At 43.0% G+C, this 25,894-nt stretch carries 21 protein-coding genes; 11 read left to right on the top strand and 10 right to left on the bottom strand.

Annotation, left to right across the window (positions count from 1 at the left end):
- Positions 1 to 21: 21 nt before the first annotated feature.
- From AAEY88_RS01885 to AAEY88_RS01860, 6 genes are all read right to left on the bottom strand, one after another.
- On the bottom strand, positions 22 to 4,023 hold the full coding sequence (locus AAEY88_RS01885; protein ID WP_350558238.1) for an AAA family ATPase: 4,002 nt from the start codon (positions 4,021 to 4,023) through the stop codon (positions 22 to 24).
- A gap of 85 nt (positions 4,024 to 4,108) precedes the next feature.
- A complete protein-coding gene (locus AAEY88_RS01880) occupies positions 4,109 to 5,683 on the bottom strand; it encodes an exonuclease SbcCD subunit D C-terminal domain-containing protein (RefSeq protein ID WP_350558235.1) in 1,575 nt (524 codons plus the stop codon).
- A 176-nt stretch (positions 5,684 to 5,859) separates the two neighbouring features.
- Positions 5,860 to 7,578: a uroporphyrinogen-III C-methyltransferase gene (cobA, locus tag AAEY88_RS01875; protein WP_350558232.1), complete on the bottom strand. Its 1,719-nt coding sequence runs from the start codon at positions 7,576 to 7,578 to the stop codon at positions 5,860 to 5,862.
- A 266-nt stretch (positions 7,579 to 7,844) separates the two neighbouring features.
- Entirely contained in the window at positions 7,845 to 8,483 is a 639-nt protein-coding gene (locus AAEY88_RS01870) for a phosphoadenosine phosphosulfate reductase family protein (RefSeq protein ID WP_350558229.1), read from the bottom strand.
- A gap of 82 nt (positions 8,484 to 8,565) precedes the next feature.
- Positions 8,566 to 9,162, bottom strand: coding sequence for a DUF934 domain-containing protein (locus tag AAEY88_RS01865; protein ID WP_350558226.1), 597 nt, complete (start codon positions 9,160 to 9,162; stop codon positions 8,566 to 8,568).
- Positions 9,155 to 10,840, bottom strand: a complete 1,686-nt coding sequence (locus AAEY88_RS01860; RefSeq protein ID WP_350558223.1) for a nitrite/sulfite reductase — start codon at positions 10,838 to 10,840, stop codon at positions 9,155 to 9,157. The genes AAEY88_RS01865 and AAEY88_RS01860 overlap by 8 nt, the downstream gene beginning before the upstream one ends.
- Positions 10,841 to 11,243: 403 nt before the next feature.
- On the opposite strand from AAEY88_RS01860, the gene sat reads away from it, so the two are divergent.
- Positions 11,244 to 12,509, top strand: a complete 1,266-nt coding sequence (gene sat, locus AAEY88_RS01855; protein WP_350558220.1) for a sulfate adenylyltransferase — start codon at positions 11,244 to 11,246, stop codon at positions 12,507 to 12,509.
- Between the two features lie 113 nt (positions 12,510 to 12,622).
- Here sat and AAEY88_RS01850 read toward each other — a convergent pair whose 3' ends face one another.
- Positions 12,623 to 13,162, bottom strand: coding sequence for a hypothetical protein (locus AAEY88_RS01850; RefSeq protein ID WP_350558217.1), 540 nt, complete (start codon positions 13,160 to 13,162; stop codon positions 12,623 to 12,625).
- Positions 13,163 to 13,662: 500 nt separating this feature from the next.
- Here AAEY88_RS01850 and AAEY88_RS01845 point away from each other — a divergent pair, with 500 nt between their 5' ends.
- From AAEY88_RS01845 to AAEY88_RS01825, 5 genes are all read left to right on the top strand, one after another.
- A complete protein-coding gene (locus AAEY88_RS01845) occupies positions 13,663 to 14,682 on the top strand; it encodes a sulfate ABC transporter substrate-binding protein (protein ID WP_407074414.1) in 1,020 nt (339 codons plus the stop codon).
- Positions 14,683 to 14,819: 137 nt separating this feature from the next.
- Positions 14,820 to 15,938 (top strand): sulfate ABC transporter substrate-binding protein, encoded by a 1,119-nt coding sequence (locus tag AAEY88_RS01840; RefSeq protein ID WP_350558211.1) that lies wholly within the window; start codon positions 14,820 to 14,822, stop codon positions 15,936 to 15,938.
- Positions 15,939 to 16,144: 206 nt separating this feature from the next.
- Positions 16,145 to 17,026, top strand: coding sequence for a sulfate ABC transporter permease subunit CysT (gene cysT / locus AAEY88_RS01835; protein WP_350558208.1), 882 nt, complete (start codon positions 16,145 to 16,147; stop codon positions 17,024 to 17,026).
- A gap of 1 nt (position 17,027) precedes the next feature.
- Complete coding sequence (cysW, locus tag AAEY88_RS01830; RefSeq protein WP_350558205.1) at positions 17,028 to 17,948, top strand: sulfate ABC transporter permease subunit CysW; 921 nt, start codon at positions 17,028 to 17,030, stop codon at positions 17,946 to 17,948.
- A gap of 142 nt (positions 17,949 to 18,090) precedes the next feature.
- Complete coding sequence (locus AAEY88_RS01825) at positions 18,091 to 18,813, top strand: sulfate ABC transporter ATP-binding protein (RefSeq protein ID WP_350558202.1); 723 nt, start codon at positions 18,091 to 18,093, stop codon at positions 18,811 to 18,813.
- Between the two features lie 116 nt (positions 18,814 to 18,929).
- On the opposite strand, the gene AAEY88_RS01820 is transcribed toward AAEY88_RS01825, so the two are convergent.
- A complete protein-coding gene (locus AAEY88_RS01820) occupies positions 18,930 to 19,247 on the bottom strand; it encodes a metalloregulator ArsR/SmtB family transcription factor (protein WP_350558199.1) in 318 nt (105 codons plus the stop codon).
- 719 nt (positions 19,248 to 19,966) lie between these two features.
- Here AAEY88_RS01820 and AAEY88_RS01815 point away from each other — a divergent pair.
- Positions 19,967 to 20,158 (top strand): (2Fe-2S)-binding protein, encoded by a 192-nt coding sequence (locus tag AAEY88_RS01815; protein WP_350558196.1) that lies wholly within the window; start codon positions 19,967 to 19,969, stop codon positions 20,156 to 20,158.
- 12 nt (positions 20,159 to 20,170) lie between these two features.
- Here AAEY88_RS01815 and AAEY88_RS01810 read toward each other — a convergent pair whose 3' ends face one another.
- Complete coding sequence (locus AAEY88_RS01810) at positions 20,171 to 20,320, bottom strand: hypothetical protein (protein WP_350558193.1); 150 nt, start codon at positions 20,318 to 20,320, stop codon at positions 20,171 to 20,173.
- 308 nt (positions 20,321 to 20,628) lie between these two features.
- Here AAEY88_RS01810 and bfr (AAEY88_RS01805) point away from each other — a divergent pair, with 308 nt between their 5' ends.
- Both bfr (AAEY88_RS01805) and bfr (AAEY88_RS01800) read left to right on the top strand, forming a co-directional pair.
- On the top strand, positions 20,629 to 21,117 hold the full coding sequence (bfr, locus tag AAEY88_RS01805) for a bacterioferritin (protein ID WP_350558190.1): 489 nt from the start codon (positions 20,629 to 20,631) through the stop codon (positions 21,115 to 21,117).
- Between the two features lie 68 nt (positions 21,118 to 21,185).
- A complete protein-coding gene (gene bfr, locus AAEY88_RS01800) occupies positions 21,186 to 21,668 on the top strand; it encodes a bacterioferritin (RefSeq protein ID WP_350558187.1) in 483 nt (160 codons plus the stop codon).
- A 146-nt stretch (positions 21,669 to 21,814) separates the two neighbouring features.
- Here bfr (AAEY88_RS01800) and AAEY88_RS01795 read toward each other — a convergent pair whose 3' ends face one another.
- A complete protein-coding gene (locus AAEY88_RS01795; protein WP_350558184.1) occupies positions 21,815 to 23,191 on the bottom strand; it encodes a DHA2 family efflux MFS transporter permease subunit in 1,377 nt (458 codons plus the stop codon).
- Between the two features lie 357 nt (positions 23,192 to 23,548).
- On the opposite strand from AAEY88_RS01795, the gene yghU reads away from it, so the two are divergent.
- Both yghU and AAEY88_RS01785 read left to right on the top strand, forming a co-directional pair.
- On the top strand, positions 23,549 to 24,439 hold the full coding sequence (gene yghU, locus AAEY88_RS01790; protein ID WP_350558181.1) for a glutathione-dependent disulfide-bond oxidoreductase: 891 nt from the start codon (positions 23,549 to 23,551) through the stop codon (positions 24,437 to 24,439).
- A 302-nt stretch (positions 24,440 to 24,741) separates the two neighbouring features.
- Positions 24,742 to 25,872 (top strand): DUF1176 domain-containing protein, encoded by a 1,131-nt coding sequence (locus tag AAEY88_RS01785; RefSeq protein WP_350558178.1) that lies wholly within the window; start codon positions 24,742 to 24,744, stop codon positions 25,870 to 25,872.
- The last annotated feature ends 22 nt before the right edge of the window (positions 25,873 to 25,894 follow it).

Raw genomic sequence — 25,894 nt, 5'->3', positions numbered from 1 at the left:
TCTTTTAATCTCTTTCATACTTTAAACAGCGTCTTTAGTAGTGACTTTACTACAACCTTGACCACTTATTTCACTATAACCACCTGAGAGCTTCTTCACATGAATCTGGGTAAAAATACGTGCTTTTAGTGCTTGCACATGAGAGATGATACCGATAATTTTACCCTCTTGTTGCAAGTTGGTTAAGGTGTCAAGGGCGATATCAAGCGACTCCTCGTCAAGTGTGCCGAATCCTTCATCTAAAAATAGCGAGTCCACCCGAATATTTTGACTGGCCATTTGGGACAATCCGAGGGCTAAGGCAAGACTGATAATAAAACCTTCGCCACCCGAGAGATTTTTAGTACTGCGAACATCGCCGCCTTGATAGTTATCAATGACGTTAAGCTCCAGCGGATTAGTGATATCAGGTGTCAGTAAATAGCGGTTGCTCATTTTCTCTAATTGAATATTGGCATGGTCAATCATGATTTTAAAGGTCAAGCCTTGCGCAAAATTGCGATATTTTTTGCCGCTTGATGAACCTATGAGTTCATCAAGCTGTTGCCAAACTTGCAGCGCTTCTTTTTGAGCGTTAATAGCAATATTTTGCGTTGTCTGCGCCATTTTTTGTTGCTCATTGTCTCTTAGTCGCTGCGTGATCGCCCCAATCGTACCCAGTCGCTGCTCAGTTTCTAGCGTTAGTTCAGTATGTTTGCTGGCAAGACGGTCTCGATTTTCATCAGTCAGTTCGGTTAATGCCAAAGTTACCTTTTCATCGAGTGCGTGCTGCGTCTGCTTTAATTGCATGTTGGCGTGATTTAATGCCTGTTCAATAGAGGTGTATTGCTGTTGGAGCGTGTCGCGCGTCGATTTGGATAGGCGAGCATTGAAAAAATCAGTTTCAGTAGTAAACTGCGCTTGCATTAATAATTTAGAAAACTCACTTTCCTGCGTATTAAGCGTGCTAAAAATTCTACTAAGGTCAGTGGACAGTTGCTGCGCGCGACTTCGTAGTTGCAATAGCGCCTGTTCGCTATTATCCAGCTGTCTTTGTGCTTCTCCCTTTTTGGACTTCGCGTTATCAAGTGCTTCATGCAAACGATCGCTTTCTTCATCAGGATCTTGATCAGCAAATTTTTGTGTTCTATCGTCTTGTAATTGTTTAAGCGCTGTTGTTTGTTCTTCAATACCATCACTAAGCTTATTAAGCTCAGTATTCTCATTATCTAACTGTACCTGCTTGGTCTCAATTTGAGTGGATAATTTGCTGCTTTCCGTTTGTAAGGTTTGGATGTTGTCTTTTTGAGCATGAAAGTACTGTTTTAGCTGTGTCAAACGTAGACTGAACTGTCGCAAGTGACCAATATATGCATCGCTATCCTCTGAATTAATAACTGCTTTATCCTGAACACTATTGTCTAATACTAATAGAGTCTCTTTTATTGGACTAGCGTCTGTTATTGATCCGTCATTGAATACTTTACTTAGATTGTTTTGATACTTATCAGCCGGATAGGTGTCTACCACTGCCGCTACAGCGGATATTACTGTAGTCAGCTCCATGAAACTTGCCTGTAGCACGTTATCTATGTCGTCTATTCTCTGAGTATTGAGCTTGATATTAGTAGTTATCTTATTATTATCATCGTAGTAGTGCTGCTGTTGTTTCTGAGCATTATCAAGCACTTTGGTCGTCTCAGACAGTGTTTGAGTCAAACTATCATAGTGGTTAAGCGTACTTTTTATATTTTCTTTTTCTTGGCTCAGTGCTGATTTGGTATCGTTAACGGTGGATAACAAATGACTGAGCAACTGCGGGTCTGTGCCTATACTATCGGCTACATCGCCAGCTAAATACTGAGCAACAGTGAGTATTTCATTACTCATGTCTTTTATAGGCTGAACGATAGTGTTAATAGCAGTGTCATTAGCTGAACTAGACATTGCTACACTTATCGCATTAATATCATTTTTGATATGGTTATTAATATCGGTACAAAGCGTTTTCGCTTGCGTGCGCAACGCAGCGAGTTGGTTATTTTCATTTCGTAGCTGGTTTTGCTTGCCAGCATATTGACCTTGAGAATCTGATAATGCGTGCGTCATATTATCTATACGTGTATCGATATTAGTAATTTGTTGCCGTGTTTGCTCAGTTAACGAGGTTTCATGTTGGCTATCATTATTGTCTAATAGAGGATGTTGATTTTCATACGGATGTTCAAGTGCCCCACATAATGGGCATGGTATACCATCCTGTAACTCGATAATATAATTCTCAAGCTTAGCGACTTTCTGTAGTGCTTCAAGATAGTCTTGCTTGTCTTGGCGTTGGGCTTTTGCGCCTTTAATATCTGATTCATAGTTAGCGATTGTATCTTTAATCGCATTCACTGCTTGTTGGATATCCGGCACCGCTGCGCTGACGATATTTATTTTTTCTGAGACGTCAGCTAACTGTTGTAGCCCAAGGCGTACTTGTTCGCTGTGCTGAGTGAGGGCGTCTATATAATCAATATGAGCGCGCAGCCCATTTGGTGATTTATCTTGTAGTAATGCCGCTTGCTGCTGTTGTAACTCTTTGAGTGCTTGTTGCTTTTCCCCAATAAACTTGTCGTCTGTTTCTTGCTGCTGATTGAGAGTAGATAGTTCTTTTTGCAACTGGCTGTTTGCATTTTGATGAGCCTGTTTGTTGTCACTTGATTGAGTATTGCTCTGTAGCAATGACTTCATACGAGTACAGTTATTATTAAAGGTAATAATATCGCTATCAATACCATTCAGCGCACTACGCTCACTTAGGTAGTTTGCGATGCGAGTAAGCTCGCTCTTAATGTCTTGTTCTGCTGTTTGATGGCTACTTATCTCTTGTGATAAGCGCTGGATACTCGATGATAAGGTGCTTTTACGCTGATTATCAGCGGCTAACGTGTGTGTGTACTGCTGTATCTTGGCATCGAGTTGTCGCACGCGAGCAATGATGGGTAGGGTGTCGCGTAGCTCATTTGCCATTTGGGATTCAGACGTGTTGGCAGCGTTAAAATTAGCGGTAGATTTCTCTAGTAATATAGTTTGAGTAGGTTTTTTATCGAGTAAATCTTGTTGTTCATTTTTGAGCTGTTTGCTTGTATCACGACTGTGCGTCAGTGCTTGAAAAGCGCTTTCAATCTCAAGCGCCTTATTGGCTGCATTTAGGCGCAAAGCATTTGGAATAAAGTCTTGCTCATCTTGTGTGGCGCTCGTCAGTGTGGTGAGGTTTTGCGCTAAGCTTTGCTTCAATTGCGCAACATCCTCTAGCCAGCCCAATTGCTTAGTGACGGTATCAAAGTCTTGCCGCTGCGTTGTTTGTAAACGTTGCTGCGTTTGTAGACCTGTTATCAGCTGTGCTTCATCTTCGGCACTTAACAAGGGTAAGCTGTCCACACCAGCTTGTAATTTAGCAAGCTCATGCTCCTTATGCCGTTTTTTCTCAAAGACATTTTTAGAGATTTGCGCATAAATGGCAGTGCCCGTTATTTTCTCTAAAATAGCCGCTCTTTCCCACGTTTCTGACTTTAAAAAAGCAGCAAAACCACCTTGTGCCAGCATAATTGAGCGCGTAAATTGGCTAAAATCCATGCCAATGAGTTCTTTAATAAACGGTGTTGTTTTAGACTTGGCATCCTCTAAGATATCACCGGTTTCAACATCACTTATTTCATGTCTGATAGGTAGTAGATTACCTTTGGCTTTTTTATGCGCGCGATGCTGATACCAAAAGCAGCGATAATGCTTGCCACCGATCTCTATGACCACCTCAGCTGAACACTCACCGGTACCTTGGGTCATCATCTCGTTAGACGAAGCGGTGATATCACCCAGTCTCGGAGTTTGGCTGTATAGCGCTAAGCAAATCGCATCCAAAATGGTGGTCTTGCCAGCGCCGGTTTGTCCTGTAATGGCAAAAATGCCTTCACTAATAAAAGCGGGATCAGTAAAGTCAATATGCCACTCACCTTTGAGGGAGTTTAGATTTTTTAGGCTTAATTCAATCAGTCGCATGAGCAACCCTTACTTATAAGTTAAGGAGATATTCTTTATAGTAGTTTTGATATTGTTTTTAATAAAATGCTATTCGGCACTTATTTTATTCAGCGCGACTGTCTGTATGATGGATGGCATACAGTATTTGCTCATAAGCGTCGCGTAGGCTTAGCTTTTGCGCATCTGTTACCTCATTAAGCGTCAAGCAGCGCTCAAAAACTTCTAATTCATTTAAATCTTGTAAGGTTTCAGAGGATTGTTCTTGGTTGAGTACTTTATTATATTTGGTTGGGTTTTTACTTATAAGTACCTCACATGGCAAACCGTCTACTATGGCATCTATTTTTTCACGCAGATTGGCAACAATGTCATCGCCAGTATAACTAACTTCAAGCCAAATTGGCTCTGACGATGAGCGCGACTGCGTAAGCGTGCGAATGGCCGTTTCGATGGTTTTAATATCACCTGAGACTTGCGCTAATGACTGAAAGCAGGGGATGGGAAGGGAGATGACTTGCATGCCATGGTCATTGTCGTGATGAAGCAATGTCGAATTTGTACTAGAATCTGTATCGCTCGTAAATGAAGGTAATAACTGGCGATTACTATCTGATGATGATATAGCTTTCTCGTTAAAAGTATCTTCAAAGCCAAATAAGTCATCCATATAATCATCATTACTATTAGCATGATTGTTTGAGGTGATTTTAGATTGACACTTTGGTATGTCAATGTCGCTATCTGATATTAGAAGGTCATTATTACTGTTGTAATTACTAGCAACGTTATGCGTTACCGCGCCAAACTGAACCAATAAGACCAATTTTTGTTGGCGCGCTTCGCCAAAGCCCATGGGAATAGGCGAGCCACAATATCGAATATGCTCACGGCCTCCAACGCGCTGCGGCACATGTAAATGCCCAAGCGCCACATAATCAAAGCACTCATCAAACATATCGGCGGAGATTTTACCTAAGTTGCCGACATATAAGTCACGTACGCCATCATCTGCTGTAGTACTTCCGCCAGCCGTAAATAAATGCCCTGTCGCAATGATAGGAACATAGTGGTCCACTGTCTCAGTAAGCTCATCTTGCTTGGCTTTGGCTATAGCAGCCACGCCGTCATAGTGCGCGCGAATACCGTTGATTACATTAGCGTCCTTGCTGTCCATCGACTCACCAGCACTACTGTTTCTGACATCGCGGTCGCGTAAATAAGGTACAGCGGTCACGATACAATATGGGATATCGTGTTTGTCATTTAAAACCAACACTTCGTCATTTAAGTCTTCACAAGCCATACCAATGACATGTACGTTTAAAAACTTTAATACTTGATTGGGCGCCTCTAAAAATGTCGGAGAATCGTGGTTACCTGCTACAACGACGATATGCTGACAACAGGTTTTTGAAACTTTACCTAAAAAACCATAATATAGGTTTTGCGCACGATTGCTTGGTGTCATCGTATCAAATATATCACCAGCAACAATCAATATGTCTACTTGTTGAGAGCTGATCGTTTCTTGTAGCCAACTCAAAAATGCCTCAAATTCTTCATAACGCATATGCCCATATAGCCGTCTTCCTAAATGCCAGTCGGAGGTGTGTAAGATATTTAAAGGTCTAATATGAGAAGCTGAAGACGAAGATGTAATAGCGGTAGATAAGGACATAAGCGGGCTATGATTACGGTCAATAGAAAGTTTTTATTCTAGCAAGAATCGGTGGGGTTTGCTGTGTTTGAATGGGTCGGGGTAGTAATATTACGTCTTGATAGCTTAATCTTGTTATAAAAAAACCACGCTAACAATTTTGCTAGTGTGGTTTTTTGCTCTTTTACCTATATAACCTAACCAATCACCAACTGCTCCAAACTATCACTCTGTTTTTGCTCAGCAAGATTAGCTACCATTGATAAGGCATGTGCTTGCTGGCGAGTAGGCTGGTTTGAAGTTGAATCTTTCGGGGTAGCAGCCGTGCCCTCACGTAGCCAGTTACTGGCCGTATCACTAACGTTTTGATTGTGCTGCTGATTGTGTAGATTGTACCAAGCCAAATCATGATGTAGGCTGACCACATCACCCATAATTAGTAACGCAGGCGTTGGTAGTTGCGCTTCTGCTTGCTGGGCAACAATAGTTGCAAGCGTTCCCGTTAATACTTGCTGATTGGGCATACTGGCATTAGAGACAATAGCGATAGGGGTATCGGCACAGCGTCCCGCCTCAATTAAGCCTTCGGTCAAGCGTGGTAGTGAATGCAGGCCCATATAGAACACCACAGTTTCATCAGTATCGAGTAGATTTTTAAAATTATCGTTGGGTGCACCCGCCTTTAAGAACCCAGTGACGAAGCGAACCGATTGCGAATGATCTCGGTGAGTCAGCGGAATACCCGCATAACTTGCAGCAGCATTAGCAGCGGTAATACCCGGAACGACCTGATAGGCAACACCATGCGCGCGTAAGCTCTCAATCTCTTCACCACCACGGCCAAAGATAAACGGATCGCCCCCTTTTAGCCGCACCACACGTCGACCTTTTTTGGCCTCGTTAACCAATAGCTCATTAATACCTAATTGCGCCACGGCATGGTTGCTGCGTTTTTTACCGACGAATACTTTATCAGCATCTCGGCGACATAAATCTAGCACTTGCGGCGATACCAGTGCATCATAAAATACAATGTCTGCTTGTTGCATAAGCCTGAGCGCTTTAAAGGTTAATAGCTCTGGATCTCCAGGTCCTGCACCGACGATATAGACTTCGCCAATAGGCTGAATAGGTTTGGTGGCTGTATTATTGTCACTAGTAGTTGACTCATTCGCGAGTACCGGCGTACTTGCTGATGTCGTTGGTGTATTTGGCCCAGCCGCGTGCTGGCTCGTAGGATTAGAGGTGCTAGTTTTGACCGTATTGTCTTTAACGATCTGAGCCGCCGTGCTATCTAAATCGGCTTGTAATTGCGCTGCTGCTTGGGTTTCATTTCCGGCAAACATCAGCTCACTGACTTGACCTTCAAAGGCACGTTCCCAAAACTGCCGACGTCCAGTAAGGGTCGGTATTTTAGTCTTCACTTCAGCGCGAAAGTCACCTGCTAACTTAGCCAGCTTACCGTAGCCTTGTGGTATTAAGGTCTCTAACCGTGCCCGTAATAAACGTGCCAGCACCGGCGCTTTACCATTGGATGAAATACCAATCACAATCGGGTTGCGATCAACGATAGCGGGAAAAATAAAATCACATAAGTGCGGGGTATCGACCACGTTGATTGGAATATTAAGCTCAGTGGCATCGGCATGAATCTGATGATTAAGCGCTTCGTCATCGGTCGCAGCAATGATAACGCGCGAGCCTGTTATATAGGTCTGATTATAATTTTCGTAGATTAATTCGTGTTTAGTTTCTTGTAATAGAGCCTGTAGCTCAGCACAGATACTCGGCGCAAGAATAGTAATACATGCGCCAGCCCGGCTGAGCAAATCTGCTTTGCGTAGCGCCACATCACCGCCGCCCACGATAAGTACTTTGCGGCCTTCTAATTTAAAAAATAGCGGAAAGGTGTTCATATCGTCACCGTCAGTTAGTTGCAGTCAATTAAAGCTAATTTATGAAACCATTATGGGGCATTGCGTGGCTCTGCTCACCTAGCGTATTGGCATTAGCATATTCGTTTTTGACATGATAACGGTGGTTATTGATAGGAAAAGGAATAGCAGCATAAAATTAATGGCACGCATAAAAAATCCCACTTACTGTCATAAGTAGGTATAAAAAGGCATAAGCAGGATTTTTTAGTATTAACTTTTTAAAGTATCAGCTAATCATTGGTCTATTATAGCTGGGTATGCAAACCACATTCACGGTTTTCTTCTACCTTAGTTGGATCAAAGTAATCAAGCTCGTTCGGTAGGTTGTTTTCAGTCAAATAAACATCCAAATCAGCGTCGGTTTTTTCAAATAATGGCGCGACTTTTAATACGCCATCTTTAGATAGGCTTAACACATCAAGACCTTGACGAAATTCAGTTTGATCTTTACGAATAGCATTGAACCAAACGTCAGGTTTTAGCTCGTTAAGTGCACGGCGGAACGGCTCTAACTTCACTTGGTCAGTGAATTCGTCATGTTGTGGATTATCAATACCCGGAATACCATTCATAGTCGCGTCACGGTAGGCACTGGTTTGTTTGGGAATATAAGTGATGACATTTAGGTTCAAATCACGAATGAGCTTATTAGCAAACTGATAGGTAGCATCGGTGTTATAGCCTGAATCTACCCATAGTACGGTGATATCAGGACGCTGTTTAGCGACTAAATGCAAAATAGCTGATTCATATGGACGGAAATTGGTAGTAATGATTGGGTTTTCGGCTTGGGTAAGTGCCCATGCAACGATATCTTCTGGTGACTTGCCTTGTAGGTCTTTATTGGCTTGGTCGATATCTAAGTTGGGGTGTAATTGACTCATGATGCGCTCCTTAATGATTGTTAATGTAAAAATAATTAGAGTGAAAAGTGATTAATATAAGTTCGTATGATTGATCATAAAATTAAGCGCCCGCAAACATCGGTAATGCTGCTGCGTTTCGACCATCGTAGCTGCTGGCAAGCGCGTTAAATGCTTGACTGATGTCAGAGATAGATTGCATATCATGTTTACTGAGCACAAAACTATCTGCGCCGGCACGTAAAAGGTAAGCAATTTGGTCACGACCAAACGCACCCGCCATTCTAATTTCACCGGTATAGCCGAGTTGGCGTAGCGTTTGAACAAAGCTAAAGCCGCGCCCATCAGTAAAGGCAGGCACATGAATCACAATTAACGCTTGTACTAATAAAAGCTCTGTCAATCCTGCTAGCGCATCGGTATCAGTATCGGCGGTAATCCATAAACCTAGCTGACTGCTATGCTGGATTAATAGCTCATACACTTGTTGCAATAGACCACCAGCAAGCGTACCAGTTGCGCTAAGCAAATCTGTAAGCGGCACAAGCACATCGAGCTTTTCTTGTTTGTGCAGCAGTTCAAGCAAGCTGACGTGTGTGAGTGCAATACCATCCGGCAGCTCATTGGTAATGAGCGCATACCAATTGTCTTTGCTGCTGATATCAATGCCGCTGCTATTGAGCACATGATGATTACCCATAGACCTTCTCCTTGAATGGGGCTATGCCAACCCGATCAATCACCTCGCCAAAACGCTCGACATCGTCTTCAGTCTTTGCGCGCAGCTCAAGATACGTGTCTAAAACAACCTGTAAGGTACTGGCAACGTCAGAAGCGGGCACGGCTCTACCCAATATTTTGCCAATTTTGGCGTTATCGCTAGAGTTACCACCCAAACTGATTTGATACCAATGTTCGCCTTTTTTATCGACGCCTAAAATACCGATATCACCAACGTGATGATGGGCGCAGGCATTCATACAGCCGGACATATTCAGACGGATATCGCCTAAGTCATATAGATAATCGAGGTCATCAAACTGCTTTTCGATTTGTTCGGCGATATTATGGGTAGTGGCATTGGCAAGCGAGCAAAAGTCCCAGCCGGGGCAAACAATCATGTCGGTTAAGGTATTGATATTGGCGCGTGCTAAATTTAGCTCAGCCAATTGCTGCCATAGCTCATATAAATGGCTGATTTCGACATCGGCGAAGACTAAATTCTGCTGATAGGTTCCACGCAGCTCACCAAAGCTATAACGGTCGGAGAGATCAGCTAAGGCGTCCATTTGCGCTTCGTTCACGTCACCTGAAGGCACATATTTCCCGTCAACCAATCCTGCTTTTAACGAGATAACCACAGCGCGATAGCCGGCAACTTTATGTGCGACCGTATTTTGGGTATACCAATTGGCAAAGTCTTGATTGCTGGTCAACAGCTGCTGTAGCTCAGACTGAACTTGTAGCGCATCGATCGATACATAATCAGGGGCACTAAAGAAGCTGCTAGCGGTGGCAAAATTATCATCGGTCAAAGTAAGCGCGCCGTCTTTGATGTGCGCTTCCCATTCTGCGTCGACCAATTTGGCAAACTCGCGACCGCCCATGCTTTCAACCAATATTTTAATGCGTGCTTTGAACTTGTTATCACGGCGACCATGCAAATTATAAACTCGCAAAATAGCGTCTAAATAGCTGAGTAGATGTTTGCGCGGTAGAAATTCATTAATAACTTTTCCAATCACTGGTGTACGTCCAAGTCCACCGCCAACTATCACTTCAAAACCTATCTCGCCAGCATCATTCATTTTCACATGCAAACCCACATCATGCACTTGGGTCGCCGCACGGTCATTTTCCGTACCGATAACTGCAATCTTAAATTTACGCGGTAAAAAAGCAAATTCAGGGTGAAAGGTCGACCACTGGCGAATAATTTCGCAATACGGCCGCGGGTCCGCAATTTCTTCTTGATGAATACCAGCATAAGGATCAGTAGTGGTATTACGAATACAGTTACCTGAGGTTTGAATGGCGTGCATTTGTACCGAAGCCAAATGTGCCAAGATATCTGGCACATCCTCAAGCTTTGGCCAGTTCAGCTGAATATTGGTACGAGTAGTAAAGTGACCATAACCTTTGTCATAAAGACGAGTAATTTCAGCTAATTTGCGCAATTGATAGCTGGCAAGTAGGCCGTATGGAATGGCGATACGCAGCATGGGCGCATAACGCTGAATATAAAGTCCGTTCTGTAAACGCAGTGGCAAAAACTGCTCTTCTGGCAGCTCACCTGCCAAAAACCGCTGAGTCTGGTCACGAAATTGGGCAACCCGTTCCTCAACCAAAGCTTGGTCAGCATAGTTATATTGATACATGACGTAATCTCAATTTTGTTTTTAAACTTAAAGGTGGTGTCAAAAAATGCGCTAAGTCAGTGCGATAAAGCAATACAAAGAGCGGCAGCGAAAATGATTTGCTAGGTAGTAGCATCAAAAAAATGGTTAGTGGGGTCTTAAAAAAACTGGCTTAAGACAATATAGCTTTACATCATATAAGCTTGAGCGTTGAAACATAAATTCCTTTAAGTCATATCCATATCCAAACACAGCATAAATTTTCATAACGAAAGTTAGGTAGCCTATGCTTATCAAATACATTGCAGTATTACTCATATCCCATTCAAGCCCAATTCATAATTTTATTGCATGGTTTTTTAGTATTTAAAATTCCATTTTTAGCTTTTTAATTCACCATTTATTCGAGGTCCTTAAAATCAACATGACACAACCTTTAGCAGCCACAGCAACACCTAAATCTCAATCTGACCTAGTAGCACCGCACGGCAGCAGCGAGCTCAAGCCTTTACTATTAACTGGTGATGCACAAAAGCAAGCGCTTGAACTTGCCAGCACTTTGCCGCAAATTATCCTAAGCTCACGTGAGCGCGGCGATTTAATTATGTTAGGTATTGGTGGTTTTACCCCGCTTAATGGTTTTATGAATCAAGCGGATTGGCAAGGTGTCGTTGATAATATGCGTTTGCAAACGGGCGCTAACGCTGGCTTGTTTTGGCCTATCCCCATTACCTTGTCTGCGCCAAAAACCACCGCTGATAGCTTAACTCAAGGTGATAAAGTGGCGTTGGTCGCTGAAAATGGCGAAATCATGGGCGTGTTAACGGTAGAAGAAACGTATACCATCGATAAAGAACACGAGTGCCAGCAAGTCTTTACCACTACTGATAGCGAGCATCCGGGCGTTCAGCAAGTGCTAAGCCAAGATGAGGTTAATATTGCGGGTAGCGTTGAGGTGTTAAGTGAAGGTGAATTCCCAACCCTATATCCAGAGATTTACAAAACCCCAGCAGAGACGCGCCAAATACTCGCCGATAAAGGCTGGCAAAGTGTCGCAGCGTTCCAAACTCGCAATCCAATGCATCGCTCGCATGAATATCTGGCCAAAATTGCCATTGAGATTTGTGATGGGGTATTGGTACATTCATTGTTAGGCGCGCTCAAACCAGGCGATATCCCAGCCGAAGTCCGTCAAGAAGCTATCAAAACATTGATTGATAATTACTTTAAACAAGACACCGTTATTCAAGCAGGTTATCCGCTAGATATGCGTTATGCGGGCCCACGTGAGGCCTTGCTACATGCGTTATTCCGCCAAAACTATGGCTGTAGCCATCTGATTGTTGGCCGTGATCATGCGGGTGTTGGCGATTATTATGGCGCCTTTGATGCGCAAACTATTTTTGAGAAGTTAGAAAAAGACGACCTAATTACCCAGCCGTTAAAGATAGATTGGACATTTTGGTGTAATGCCTGTAATGCAATGGCCTCAGGTAAGACCTGCCCGCATGATGCCACCCAGCATGTAAAAGTGTCCGGTACTAAGCTACGTAAAGCGCTATCAGAAGATGAAGACGTGCCAGACAACTTTAGCCGTCCGGAAGTGTTGGATATTTTGCGCAGCTACTATGCCAATATTGCAAGAGAAGAACGCGCTGAAGTAAAGTTAGTAGGGGCGTCTGCGGTTTAAAAGACCAGTAGGCCCAGTTAAAAACCCGTTAAAAAAAAGGTGCCAGACGATAAATCTGGCACCTTTTTTATTGTTATCAATTTGAATGTTAGCACTCTTAACTATTAGTACTTTTAGCTGATTTTTAAATTACTAGTAAGTTTTTGATAATCTCCAGCAAGCGTTGCGCCACCGGAACAAAAATAATTTAGGGCCTGTTTGTCTTGGCTATCAATGGTTAGTTTACCATCTTTAAACTGTAAAAAAGTCACGCTATCATTGGCGATAGTCTGAAAAATAACCCCATGAGCATTATCTTGACCCATCAATGTTGCTTTGCCATCAAAGCTACAACTGGGCTGCTTGATGTCGGCACGTGCGCGTACTTTGATATCAATTTCAGCGTCGCCATGGGGTCGCACCATCACCCCAACCCAATCATAGCCTTGTGTGCGTTTAGCATAACCATCAGAGGCATAATCACCAACGACAGTTTGAACCGCTGGCGTGAGTATGGTTGCTGTCTGCATCACTGCTGCCGTATTTGCAGCGATATTGGGACTGCTGATATCTGAGCTACTAGGCGTTACTGCCTGACAACCTGTCACTATCATAAGAGCACTGACAAGAATAGCAGAAGAATAAAATGTGCGATGGGTTAAGTATGTGGTCATATGACAGCCTTAATGTTCATAAAGTGATGCATTTGCGAGTAGTGAATGAACATAGCCACTACCTGTCCATTACATAATTGAAGTATGCCACAAGTGGCTAATTGCCTTATAGCATAAACGTTACGCAAACTTTCTTAGTGTAGGCCATCTAATAAAAACACTTATGCCAAGTTAATAACTTGATAAGCGCTTTTGTCACTAAGCGTTACTCGTACAAGCTGCTAGCATGGCTCTTATTATCCATAGCGTTATCCAATTTCACCCTCTAGCTGTTGCTCTAATAAATAACTTCTACTCAATTAAGTATCTTCTAACCCAATAAATAGGGTCATAAAAAACGGTTTAATAAAAATTATATTATAAATTCAATCTTATAGAGAGCTACCATGCGACATATTGCCAAAGCGACCAACGTATTACACCCCGCTAATCAAAGTTTAGGGTTTGCTCAGACAAGTATTTTGCCACGCACTTTGATGATGGGTGGCGCCATTACAACTATGGTGCTGCTTACTGGCTGTAATCCAACGCAAGCCACCCAAGACGCTAACGCAGCTGTCGATAATAAAAATATTAGTTTGCTGAATGTCTCTTACGATGTATCACGCGATTTTTATAAAGAATATAACACCTTATTTAGCAGCGCTTATCAGGCAGAACATCCAGATAGTAAGGTTAGTATTAATCAATCGCATGGCGGTTCGAGTAAACAAGCGCTGTCAGTCGCTAACGGTCTACAAGCCGATGTAGTGACTTTAAATCAAAATACTGATATGAATTTATTGGTAGAAAAAGGCTTAGTTGCAGCTGATTGGCAACAAGCGCTGCCTAATAATGCCGTGCCTTATACCAGCACTATGGTGCTGTTGGTACGGACGGGTAACCCCAAAAATATCCAAGATTGGCAGGATTTGGCGCATAAAGGTGTCGAAGTAGTGATGCCAAACCCAAAAACCAGCGGCACTGCCCGTTATGCTTTTTTGGGTGCCTATGGTTATGGCTTGCATCATTTTAAAGAAGACAGCACTCAAAACGCTCCTCAAACCAATGACTATCTTAAAAAGATGCTCGCAAACGTCGTCACTTATGACAACGGTGCGCGCGCAGCAACGACTAGCTTTACTCAGCGCGGGCTAGGGGATGTGCTCATTACCACCGAAAATGAAGCGCATTTGGTCGCCACCCAACACGCCAAAGGCAAGGTGGAAATTATTTATCCCAGCTACTCTATTGCCATTAATAATCCGGTCGCGGTGGTTAACAGCGTTACCGATAAAAACGGTAGCACCGACGCTGCAAATACCTACCTAAAAGGTCTATGGGACCAGCCAGCGCAAGAACTGATGGCGCAGATGTATCTACGCCCTAGTGATAAAGCAGTACTAGCGGCGCATCAAGCCACGTTACCTAACATAAATACCTTTGAGCCGGTGGCGGTGTTTGGGTCTTGGGATGAGATTATGGATACCATCTTTATCGATGGTGGGCTATTTGATCAGCTGGCACGTCCGCCGCAATAATAGTAAAGAATCGCTAATGGCCTCTAGCCAGTTCTATATTCCATATTGGCAATAACATACGCATATTCGTCATTAAACATAATAAGCTGGCACTGTTAGCATAACTGCATTACATCATATAACACTTTGAGGCATTTATGACATCTTACGTAGCAGGCAATCAGCTCGGAAAACCGACCAGCCCCTATAAAAACAAAGCACTTAGTGTCTTAAGTATTGCAGGCGTGGCGATGACTTTGGGACTTGCAGGTTGTAGCAATAGTGAGCAAGCAGACTCGAATGTGGCGGCTGACGGCACAGCAGCTGCGGGTCAAAATATTGAGCTGCTAAACGTCTCTTATGACGTGGCGCGCGACTTTTATAAAGACTATAACCCACTGTTTATTGAGCATTATAAAGCTGAAAATCCAAACAGTAATATAACGGTCAATCAATCCCATGGCGGCTCGAGCAAACAAGCACTATCAGTCGCTAATGGCTTGCAAGCCGATGTGGCCACTATGAACCAAGGCTCAGATATTGAGTTATTGGAGAAAAGAGGCTTGGTTGAGGCGGATTGGGAAGAGCAGTTCCCTGACAACGCCGTTCCCTTTACCAGCACTATTGTCTTCTTGGTACGTAAAGACAATCCTAAGAATATTAAAGACTGGCAAGATTTAACCCAGCCGGGTCTTGAGATTGTAATGGCCAATCCAAAAGTTACCGGTAATGGTCGTTATGCATTCTTAGGCGCTTATGGTTATGGTCTACATGCCTTTAATAATGAAGAAGCCCCTGCCAAAAACTACGTTAAAGAGATGCTCAAAAACGTCAAAGTTTATGAAAATGGCGGACGTGCAGCAACCACTACCTTTGTCCAGCGCGGTATCGGTGATGTCTTAGTTACTTTTGAAAATGAAGCCAACCTTGCCGCTACTGATTTTGGTAAAGGTCAAGTCGATATCATTTATCCCAAATATTCTATTAAGTCTGAAAGTCCGGTCGCTATTGTAAAAGCGGTTACGGACAAAAAAGGCACCACTGCTGCGGCAAAAGCTTATCTTGATTACTTATGGAGCGAGCCTGCCCAGCAATTAGCCGCTGATCTATATTTACGTCCTAGCGTAAAAAGCGTCCTTGATAAAAACGGCGATAAATTACCACCGATTGATACCTTCCGCCCGAATGACGCTTTTGGCTCATGGGATGAGATCATGGGTACCTACTTCAGCGATGGCGGTGTCTTCGATCAGTTAGCAATTAACGCCCCGCAGTAGTGATTGTAAGTTATCGTATAGCCGCGCCGCTTTAGAAAAAAGTCAGTATGGCTGCGAAAAATTTTACTAGCTATACCAAACTATATAAAGGACATGGCCACCTGCGCTATGTCCTTTATACCGTAAGCCTTCTAATAATACCTGTACAACATGGTCTTTACGATAAACACCATCAGTTAGGCAATAGCAATAGGATACTAACCACTATGAGTGCAACAACTTCTCCTGCCAGCAAACCTAATAAAAAGGGCTGGCTGACCCGCATGCGCCAGCGTAATGTGCTGCCAGGGTTTGGGCTGAGTATGGGCATAACTGTCTTTAGCTTGTCGTTATTGGTGGTACTACCATTTGCAATGATGGCCTATACCACCAGTCAAATGGGCTGGACAGGCTTTTGGGCGACCATCAGTCAACCTCAGGTCATGGCGGCTATCAAACTGAGCTTATGGATGTCATTTTTGGCGATGTTGACCAATATGGTATTTGGTACGCTGGTGGCGTGGGTACTAGTGCGTTATGAATTTTGGGGCAAATCCTTGATTAATGCCTTGGTTGACTTACCTTTTGCGCTACCGACCGCCGTCACGGGTATATCTCTTGCGACTTTATATGCGCCGAATGGTCTTATTGGGCAGTGGTTTGAAAAGTTCGATATACAAGTGGCTTTTACCCCTATAGGGATTTGGTTGGCATTGGTGGTGGTAAGTTTTCCGTTTATTGTACGTGCGGTACAGCCCGTATTGGCAGAGCTATCAGTTGAATTTGAAGAGGCATCTGCGGTGCTAGGGGCCAATCGTTTAGACACTTTTCGTAAGGTCATTTTACCGGAGCTGCTACCCGCATTATTAATGGGCGCTGGCATGATGTTTGCGCGCGCCACTGGCGAGTATGGTTCAGTCATTTTTATTGCCGGTAATATTCCAATGGAGTCTGAAATCCTACCGCTCATCATTATTAGTAAACTGGAGCAGTTTGATATTCAAGGTGCCTCCGCAGTGGCGTTATTTATGCTGATGATCTCGTTTGTGATTTTACTAACCATTAATATAGTGCAGTGGAAACTGTCGCGCCGCGTAGGAGCCCGCTAAGATGCAAATAGCCAATAGCTACGACTACCAAAGCAATCCGGCGACCAGAGATACGCCATGGATCAGACGCACCTTTATTGTCATAGCCGTCTTATTTATGATCATCATGTTAGTGGTGCCATTGTTAGCGGTGTTTTACGAGGCCTTAAAGGGTGGCTGGCAGCTTTATATTGCCTCGCTTGTCGACCCAGAAGCGCTACAAGCGATCAAACTGACGCTGATTACTGCCGCTATTGTATTACCTATTAATATGGTGATGGGGGTGGCGATAGCTTGGCTGGTGACCCGTTATCAATTTAGAGGTAAGCAGTTGGTCACGACCTTACTTGATTTACCCTTTTCGGTGTCGCCGGTAGTCGCTGGTTTGATGTTTATCCTATTATTCGGTCTCAACTCTACCGTTGGCGGCTGGTTAGAGAGCATGGGAATACAAATCATTTATGCAGTTCCTGGCATTGTCTTAGCAACGTTATTTGTGACCTTTCCCTTTGTGGCGCGTGAGCTGATACCCTTGATGCAAACCCAAGGTGATTCTGAGGAGCAAGCGGCATTGACGCTAGGGGCCACCGGTTGGCAGACGTTTTGGCACATAACACTGCCTAATATTAAATGGGCACTGCTATACGGTTTGATTTTGACCAATGCACGGGCGATGGGTGAGTTTGGGGCGGTCAGCGTGGTATCCGGTCATATTCGCGGTGAAACCAATACCATGCCGCTATTGGTTGAGGTTGCTTATAATGATTATAACTTTACCGCTGCCTTTGCCTTATCAAGCTTATTGGCTGGTTTAGCATTGATCACGCTACTAGTACAACAATTAATGACCAAGCTACAAGAGCGTAAATTTGCTAAATCTGAGCGGCTGGCAAGTGCGCCTGAGCTACCAGTGAGCGCCAATGCGACGGTTGATAAAAAATAGTAGTACTGACTGATAGCTTAGAGTATCAACAACAGCTCCGTCCTTAGCCAGCTTTCACACTATTTAACTATTTATCAAACCATTTGCCAGATCATAAAAGCGAACAAAAGAATCAATAAGAGACATTAAAAGAGATATTGCTATGAGCATCGAGATTAGGAACGTTAATAAAACCTTTGGCGACTTCACCGCCCTTAATGATATCAATGTCACCGTACCAACCGGTAAGATGACCACCTTATTAGGGCCCTCTGGTTGTGGTAAAACTACTTTGCTGCGTATCATTGCCGGGTTAGAATACGCAGACTCAGGGCAAATATTGTTTGATGAAGTCGATGTCACTAATACGCCAGTACAAAAGCGCCATATCGGCTTTATGTTTCAGAATTATGCGCTGTTCCGTCATAAAAATATTGCCGAGAACGTCGCATTTGGGCTGACCTTATTACCCAAAAATGAGCGCCCGAGCAAAGCCGATATTAATAAGCGCGTTGCCGAATTATTAGATTTGGTACAATTACCGCAGATTGCCAATGCTTATCCGCATCAGTTATCAGGTGGCCAGCGTCAACGGATTGCGCTGGCTCGCGCGCTTGCGGTAAAGCCAAAGCTATTATTACTTGATGAGCCCTTTGGCGCACTTGACGCTAAGGTACGTAAAGAGCTACGTACCTGGCTAAAAGATATCCATCATGAGCTGGGTATTACCAGTATTATGGTCACTCATGACCAAGAAGAAGCACGTGCCGTATCCGATGAGATTGTGGTCATGAATCATGGTATTGTCGAGCAAGTAGGCACCTCAGAGGCGCTAATACACCAGCCAGCCAGCGCCTTTGTTAGTGACTTTTTAGATTTGGTATAGTACAAAATTTGTCTAACTATCATTTTATAGCCGCTATAAAAAAGACCTATATATAAATATAGGTCTTTTTTTGTCATACAGATTTGTGATGTCACTCAGCAAGAGGAGGTGTCCTGCTAAGCTTTATGATGAGCGCTTTGCTCATTTAAGGTGTGGTACGTAATCTCTAAGACATCCTGACACCAGGCCGGTAGATTATCCGCTACTTCGTACCATATCCAAGTACCATCGCGCTCACTACTTAAAATGCCTAGTTTCTTTAAATGATTTAAGTGCCGTGATACTGTTGGCTGCGGCTGATCAAGGAGCTCAACCAACTCGCACACACAGCGAGATTCTTTTTTGAATAAAATTTGGAATAATTTAAGGCGGGTTGGGTCAGACAGTACTTTAAATAAATCAATAGGCTGCATGACGAAATTATTACCAGACATAGAACGTTTCCAAATAGTAAAGAGATCATCGTATTGTATACAACGGTCTATTGGTCGTTGCACAGGGTATCAGCGGAATAGCCAACAAACTTGATGATAGGGTATATCAGATGAGGTAAATATTTATAAAAGTTATGGTAACTGTCTTTTTAAATATATAAACCACTTAACTCTGCTTCGATTACGATTATTCATACTAATTATTATTTAATTCAGCTAATAATAAATATGAGTAGAAATATACCAGTCGTATCGCATGAGGTCATTTGGCATATTAATCATATATCCACTTATCTCCATTATACCACCTTTTATCGGTTTTATTAGCATCAATTATAGAACAATAAACACCTATAACGTTTTTTTTGATAAAAATATTACTTTTGTCCGCTTATATTGCCATGAGTAGATAAAATAGGGTAGGTAAAATAAGGTCGCTACAATAGCCAATATTGTTGAGCAACCCTCTTAAAATCAATAAATTTTCTAAAAGTTATTGTAAATGGTAATAATTATCGTTATTATAATGATACTAAAGAAATACTTTAAGATATTGATAGTTAAGTAACTTATTATTAAATGGGTATTATTAGAAAAGTTATTAGATAAATAATGACCTGTAAACTTCGTTCAATAATTAAATCAATACTCAATAGATATGCAAGATTTACTGCATCACTAAAACGAGTAATCATAGCCAATGAAGTAGGAGCAAGCGCATGTACGTATGCATCTGTAATGACGTGAAAGAAAAGCAAATTCAGGCAGCCATTGCCTCTGGCATCGATACCCTTGATGGCCTAAAAGATACGCTCGACGTTGCTACTTGTTGCGGTTGCTGTGAGCCTATGGTGAATGATTATCTTAACGAGCATCACGCTAAGCTCGATGTTTTAGCTTATGCGGTTTGAATCCTAGGTCGACTAAAGCTGATAGAGAGCTTTGTGCAGTCCACTAGCCACTATATCTACGGCGGCTTTTTCTATTGCTGCGCCACCTTCTTTGACTGGCCACAGTACAAAACGATAGGTGTGCAAAGATAGTAACAGCACTATAACTGTTGACGGTGTCATAACAGCCTAGCGCTTGTCTCCTTTATCCTCAAAGCGATACTCTTTTTTATCATAATATCTATCAAAATCTATTCCATAACCATTCATTGAGCTTATAGTGGCGATTCTAGCTAATTATGATTCTCAATTGGAATCTTATTCTTAGTTCATAACATTACAAGCTATATCCTACCTATATGTTACTCTATTTGTCTAACACTATAAGACGTCTTGTCGTTTCTGATTTTTACCCATCAGTTTACCGGCAGTGCTATCTAAAGTTAGCCACAATAATAATGGCATAAACTGAAAAAAGAGGAGTACTCGTTATGATAGGCAGCCAAAAAGTTATCGATTATTTAAACTTCTTACTAGGTGGTGAGCTGGCCGCTCGTGACCAGTATTTTATCCATTCTGAGATGTATGCTGAATGGCATTATGGCAAGCTGTATGACCGCATCAGCCATGAGATGACGGACGAAACCTTGCATGCACAAGCTATTATCCGCCGTATTTTGATGCTGAGCGGCACGCCAAACATGACCGTCAATGGCATTCATATCGGCACTGCTGTACCAGAGATGTTGCAACTTGATCTTGACCTTGAGTACGAAGTACAACAGCATCTTAAAGATGGCATTGCTTTGTGTGAGGAAGAGCACGATTATGTCACTCGCGCTATGCTGGTTGAGCAGCTCAAAGACACTGAAGAAGACCATGCTCATTGGCTTGAGCAGCAACTGCGCCTCATTGAAATGATTGGTCTACCGAATTACCTACAAAGCCAAATGGCTGAGGTGCCACCTAATCTTGCCTAGTGACTTAGAGCAAAGGTAGCACACACTCAGCAATATCAGCTCAAAGGTAATAATAAGGGAGAGAAATTATGAAAGGTGATAAAGACGTCATTCAGGCACTAAATAAGGTACTCGGACAGTCGTTAATAGCTATTAACCAGTATTTTTTACATGCGCGTGTGGCACGCCATTGGGGACTAGAGTCCTTAAATGATTCGTTTTACCATCAGTCTATTCAAGAGATGAAATGGTCAGATGATTTAATTGAGCGTATCTTGCTATTAGAGGGTTTGCCAAACCTACAAGATTTGGGCAAAATTTTAATTGGTGAAGATGTGCCAGAGATTATTGGTTGTAACTTGCGTTTAGAAAAGCAAAAGTTAGCTATTATTACGGATGCCATTACCTTATGTGAAGCGCATCATGATTACGTCTCGCGTAAGCTACTAGTCACACTCAAAGACGGCAATGAAGAGTATGAAGATTGGCTTGATACTCAAGAAGACCTCATTAGAGATGTGGGTGTACAAAACTATATCCAATCACAAATAGAGGATGATAAAGCGCCTTAGTATTAACAGTATTAGAGCGGGAATTATTACTTTTTAAAGCAATCGAACTTGCCAGCATGCCATTTTTTATAAAGCACACGCTGGCTTTTTTGTGTCTAAAAATATTGGTTATCTAGATAAACGGTTATTAGTTAACTGTTATACATCTAATACAGTCCACGGCCATCTTCCGGCTTTAAGCGTAAAAAATACAGCCCTGAGAGAATAGTGATGATACCCAATATCCAATACGTGGTTTGAAATGCCGTTAGGGTATCGAGCTGTAAGCGCTCGCGCAGTAAGTTAAGAAGAGCCGCACCAAAGGCGATACCGAAGCTAATTGCCAGTTGCTGGTTTACGGCCATCAGACTGTTGCCACTACTGGTCTGCGTACCTTGTAAGTCGCCAATAGTAATGGTATTCATCGCACTAAATTGCATAGAGTTGCAAGCACCCATCAAAGCTAAAATTGGGATAAACCACATCCAATGCGATGGATCGTTGAACTGCGCTAAGACGATAATCAACGCCCCGAGCAAAAAGGTGTTATAGACCAGTACCTTACGATAGCTGTAGCGCTGAATGAGCTTGCTGACAAAAGGCTTAATCCCTATCGCGCCCACCGCAATAGGCGCAAGCAGCCAACCTGCCTGTGAGGGGGAATACTCAAAAACCACTTGTAGTAGTAGTGGCAGTAAAAATGGTACCGCACTGATACCAAGACGGGTAAATAAGTTACCTGTAATACCAATACGGAAAGTGCGAATACTAAATAACCCCAAAGGAAATAGGGGTGCTTGCCGGTGCTTGGCATGCCATATATACCCGCCTATTAGTATTACCGCTGCTAAGGCCAGCAGTAAACCGTATAGACCATGACCTGGTTGTGAGCCCACTTCAACTGCTAGTGTCAGTCCACAAGCGGCTGCCGCAAACAATATAAAGCCTGACCAGTCAAGACGCTTGGTGTCCTCAAATAAAGCAGGTACTAATTTTTTACCCATTATAAAGCCGACCACTCCCATTGGAATATTAATCAAAAATATCCAATGCCAGCTGGCGTACTGCACAATATAACCGCCCAGTAATGGTCCTACTAAAGGCGCAATCAGGGCAGGTATTACTGCAAAGTTCATCACTGTCAGTAGCTTGTTACGTGGGTAGGATTTGACCAAAATCAAACGTGCAACGGGCGTCATCATGGCACCGCCGATACCTTGGACAATACGCGAGCCAATTAATAGGTTTAGAGTAGGAGAGGCGGCGCAGAGTAGGGAGCCCACGCAAAAAATAATAATCGCAGTTAAGAATACCCGGCGTGTGCCATATTTATCCGCTAAGAAGCCACTAATCGGAATAAAAATGGCTAAGGTTAAGGCATAACTAATAACTGCCCACTGCATTTTCAGAGGCGATTCACCAAGCGCTTGTGCCATTTGCGGCAGTGAGGTATTTAAGATGGTGGCATCTAAAATCTGCATAAACAATGCGACTGCCAGTACATAAGGCAGATATTTGTCTTGGGTTTTTGTGAGCGTTACCATACAGACATCACCATTATGAGTACCAAAATCTTAGCATTATTGCTGCACTGGTTGTTGTGGCACGAACCATTTAAGTAATTTAGAAAATAGCCCGTAGTATAAGAACTACTGAGCGATAATTAAAGAGAAGCAAAGTAACGATATTGGACAATGCTGTTGGTAAGCGCTTTATTAAAGGTTAGAAACCGCTATAGTAAAAAAGAGATAGGTATAAATGAAATGAAAGGGTGGTTTAAAAACCGCTACATTAATTACATGAGACAACTTTATTAAGCAGGCAAGCACTCGCTATAGTAGAGCAACCCTATATTTGATACAAAAATATAATATTGAAATCAGACAATAACAGGATATCTTATGAGTAACGACAATAATCAAACGACTACCCATGCCAATACACAAGACAATGGCAACTCAAATTACACGCCACCTCAAGTCTGGACACAAGATAAAGAAAATGGTGGAAAGTTCTCAAGCACCAACCGTCCAACCGCTGGTGCGCGCCATGAACAAACGCTACCGGTAGGCAAGGCGCCACTACAGTTATATTCACTCAATACCCCAAACGGCGTTAAAGTGAATATCCTCTTAGAAGAGCTTGCTGAGCTGGGGATAAAAGGCGCTGAATACGATGCTTATAAGATTGATATCTCAGAGGGTGATCAGTTTGGCTCTGACTTCGTCGCGCTTAATCCCAACTCTAAAATTCCTGCTTTAGTTGATTATTCTGCCATGATCGCTACTAATACTGGTTCTAATCATGACGCTGGCACGCCTATTGAGATTTTTGAGTCCGGGGCTATTTTAGTATACCTAGCAGAAAAATTTGGTAAGTTTATACCTATGGAGCAAGGCACTGCGCGTGCTGAGTGTCTGTCTTGGCTGATGTGGCAAATGGGAAGCGCGCCTTATCTTGGCGGCGGCTTTGGCCATTTTTACGCCTATGCCCCTGAGCCGATGGAATATCCAATCAATCGCTATACGATGGAGACCAAACGCCAGCTCGATGTCCTTGATAGTCATCTAAAAAACAGTGAATATATGTGTGGCAATGATGAGTCGGACTACAATATCGCTGATATCATCATTTGGGCATGGTATGGTCAGTTGGTACTTGGCAAACTCTATGATGCTGGAGAATTTCTACAAGTTGACAGCTACCAACATCTACAGCGTTGGGCCAAAAATATAGCCGAGCGCCCAGCGGTAAAACGAGCAGTAGAGTTGTCTTTACAGCCACTTGCTTGATTTACCGTACTATTTAAGACAATAGATAGTCAATGTAGGCTTGCTAACTATACAGTTATTAGGCCTACATACACTAAGGCTGGTAGGGGGTTACTCTATCAGCCTTAAATTTTGTCAAAGCATTTAATAGTAAAAATCTATTTTAGCAATAGGCAATATTTGTCTATTCTTCTACATAAATATACATTACTATAACAGATAGTAACATCAGTAAGTTAAGATGATTGCTCGCTGCTATCGTAAGGGATCAGCACTACTATCTCCTCTAGCAATGAGTGATAACTATTAAGGATGCTAATTCTATGTTTGTACGTAAGCACCTGCCAACGAGCAGCCCAATAAGCAATACAATACTGAAAAATAAAATTATTCTACCCGCATTGCTAGCGCTGAGCACTGCTGCTATCAGCACTACGAGCATGGCAGTAGCAGCTGTTGAGTTCACTCATCAAGACTGGCAAGTGGCCTGTGATAATACACGCACCTGCAGGCTGGCTGGTTATCAAGCTGAGAACAATAGTGACTTTCCGGTGTCTGTATTACTCGTTCGGCGCGCTGGTAGCAATGCTGGCGTCGTTGGCAAAGTGAAGCTTGGCGGTGCAAAAGAGAGCGCGACTAAAGCGCTCTTGCAGCTGGGCAACCGTCACCGTATCTCGCTATTTATTAATGATAAAGACTTAGGGGAAACCAAGCCCTTTTCAGCGGTTGCTGGTGATTCTGAGCTTACCTCCACCCAAGTAACAGCGCTCCTTAACGCCTTAACCAAACCCAGTAAGATTGAGCTGGTATCACGTAATTCACGCTGGCAGCTGTCTGATAAAGGCGCCACAGCAGTAATGCTTAAGGCCGATGAAGCTCAGGGGCGAATAGGGACATCAAGTGCCTTTCTCACTGCCGATAACACCAGCAAACCTAATATTAACGTGTTAGAGGCTAAGCCTGCCCCGCAGCTACGTTTGGTTGTACCCAATCCTAAAGCCCATTCGAGCAGTAATAAAAAGTTCAGTATGAAATCCTCGCAGTTGGCGGCTCTGGTAAAGGGAACGCTGAAAGATACAAACAGTGACTGTCCAAACTTAATGGACAAGTCGCCATGGCGTGTTAGCCGACTGAATAGCACACAACTATTGGCACAGCATAATTGCTGGACGGGGGCTTATAACATGGGTACTGGTGTATGGGTAATTAATGATAGCACCCCTTATAATCCCGCCCTAGTGACCACCGATGCAACAGATTATGCCGATGGTAAAATAAGTGTGGTGCAAAAAGGACGTGGTATTGGCGACTGCTTATACAAGGCTGATTGGGTCTGGACAGGTAATCGCTTCTCAAAGAGTCATGAAGGGACCACCGGATTGTGCCGAATGATTGAAGCGGGCGGGGCATGGCAAATGCCAACTTATGTCTCCGAAGTTAAGATCGCCCGTTGAAGGCATGGTCAATCAATTGATA

The sequence above is a fragment of the Psychrobacter sp. CAL346-MNA-CIBAN-0220 genome (genome assembly GCF_040309805.1).
Lineage (GTDB): Bacteria > Pseudomonadota > Gammaproteobacteria > Pseudomonadales > Moraxellaceae > Psychrobacter.
The sequence above is the reverse complement of the archived record's forward strand: the minus strand, read 5'-3'. Positions and strand labels throughout refer to the sequence as shown.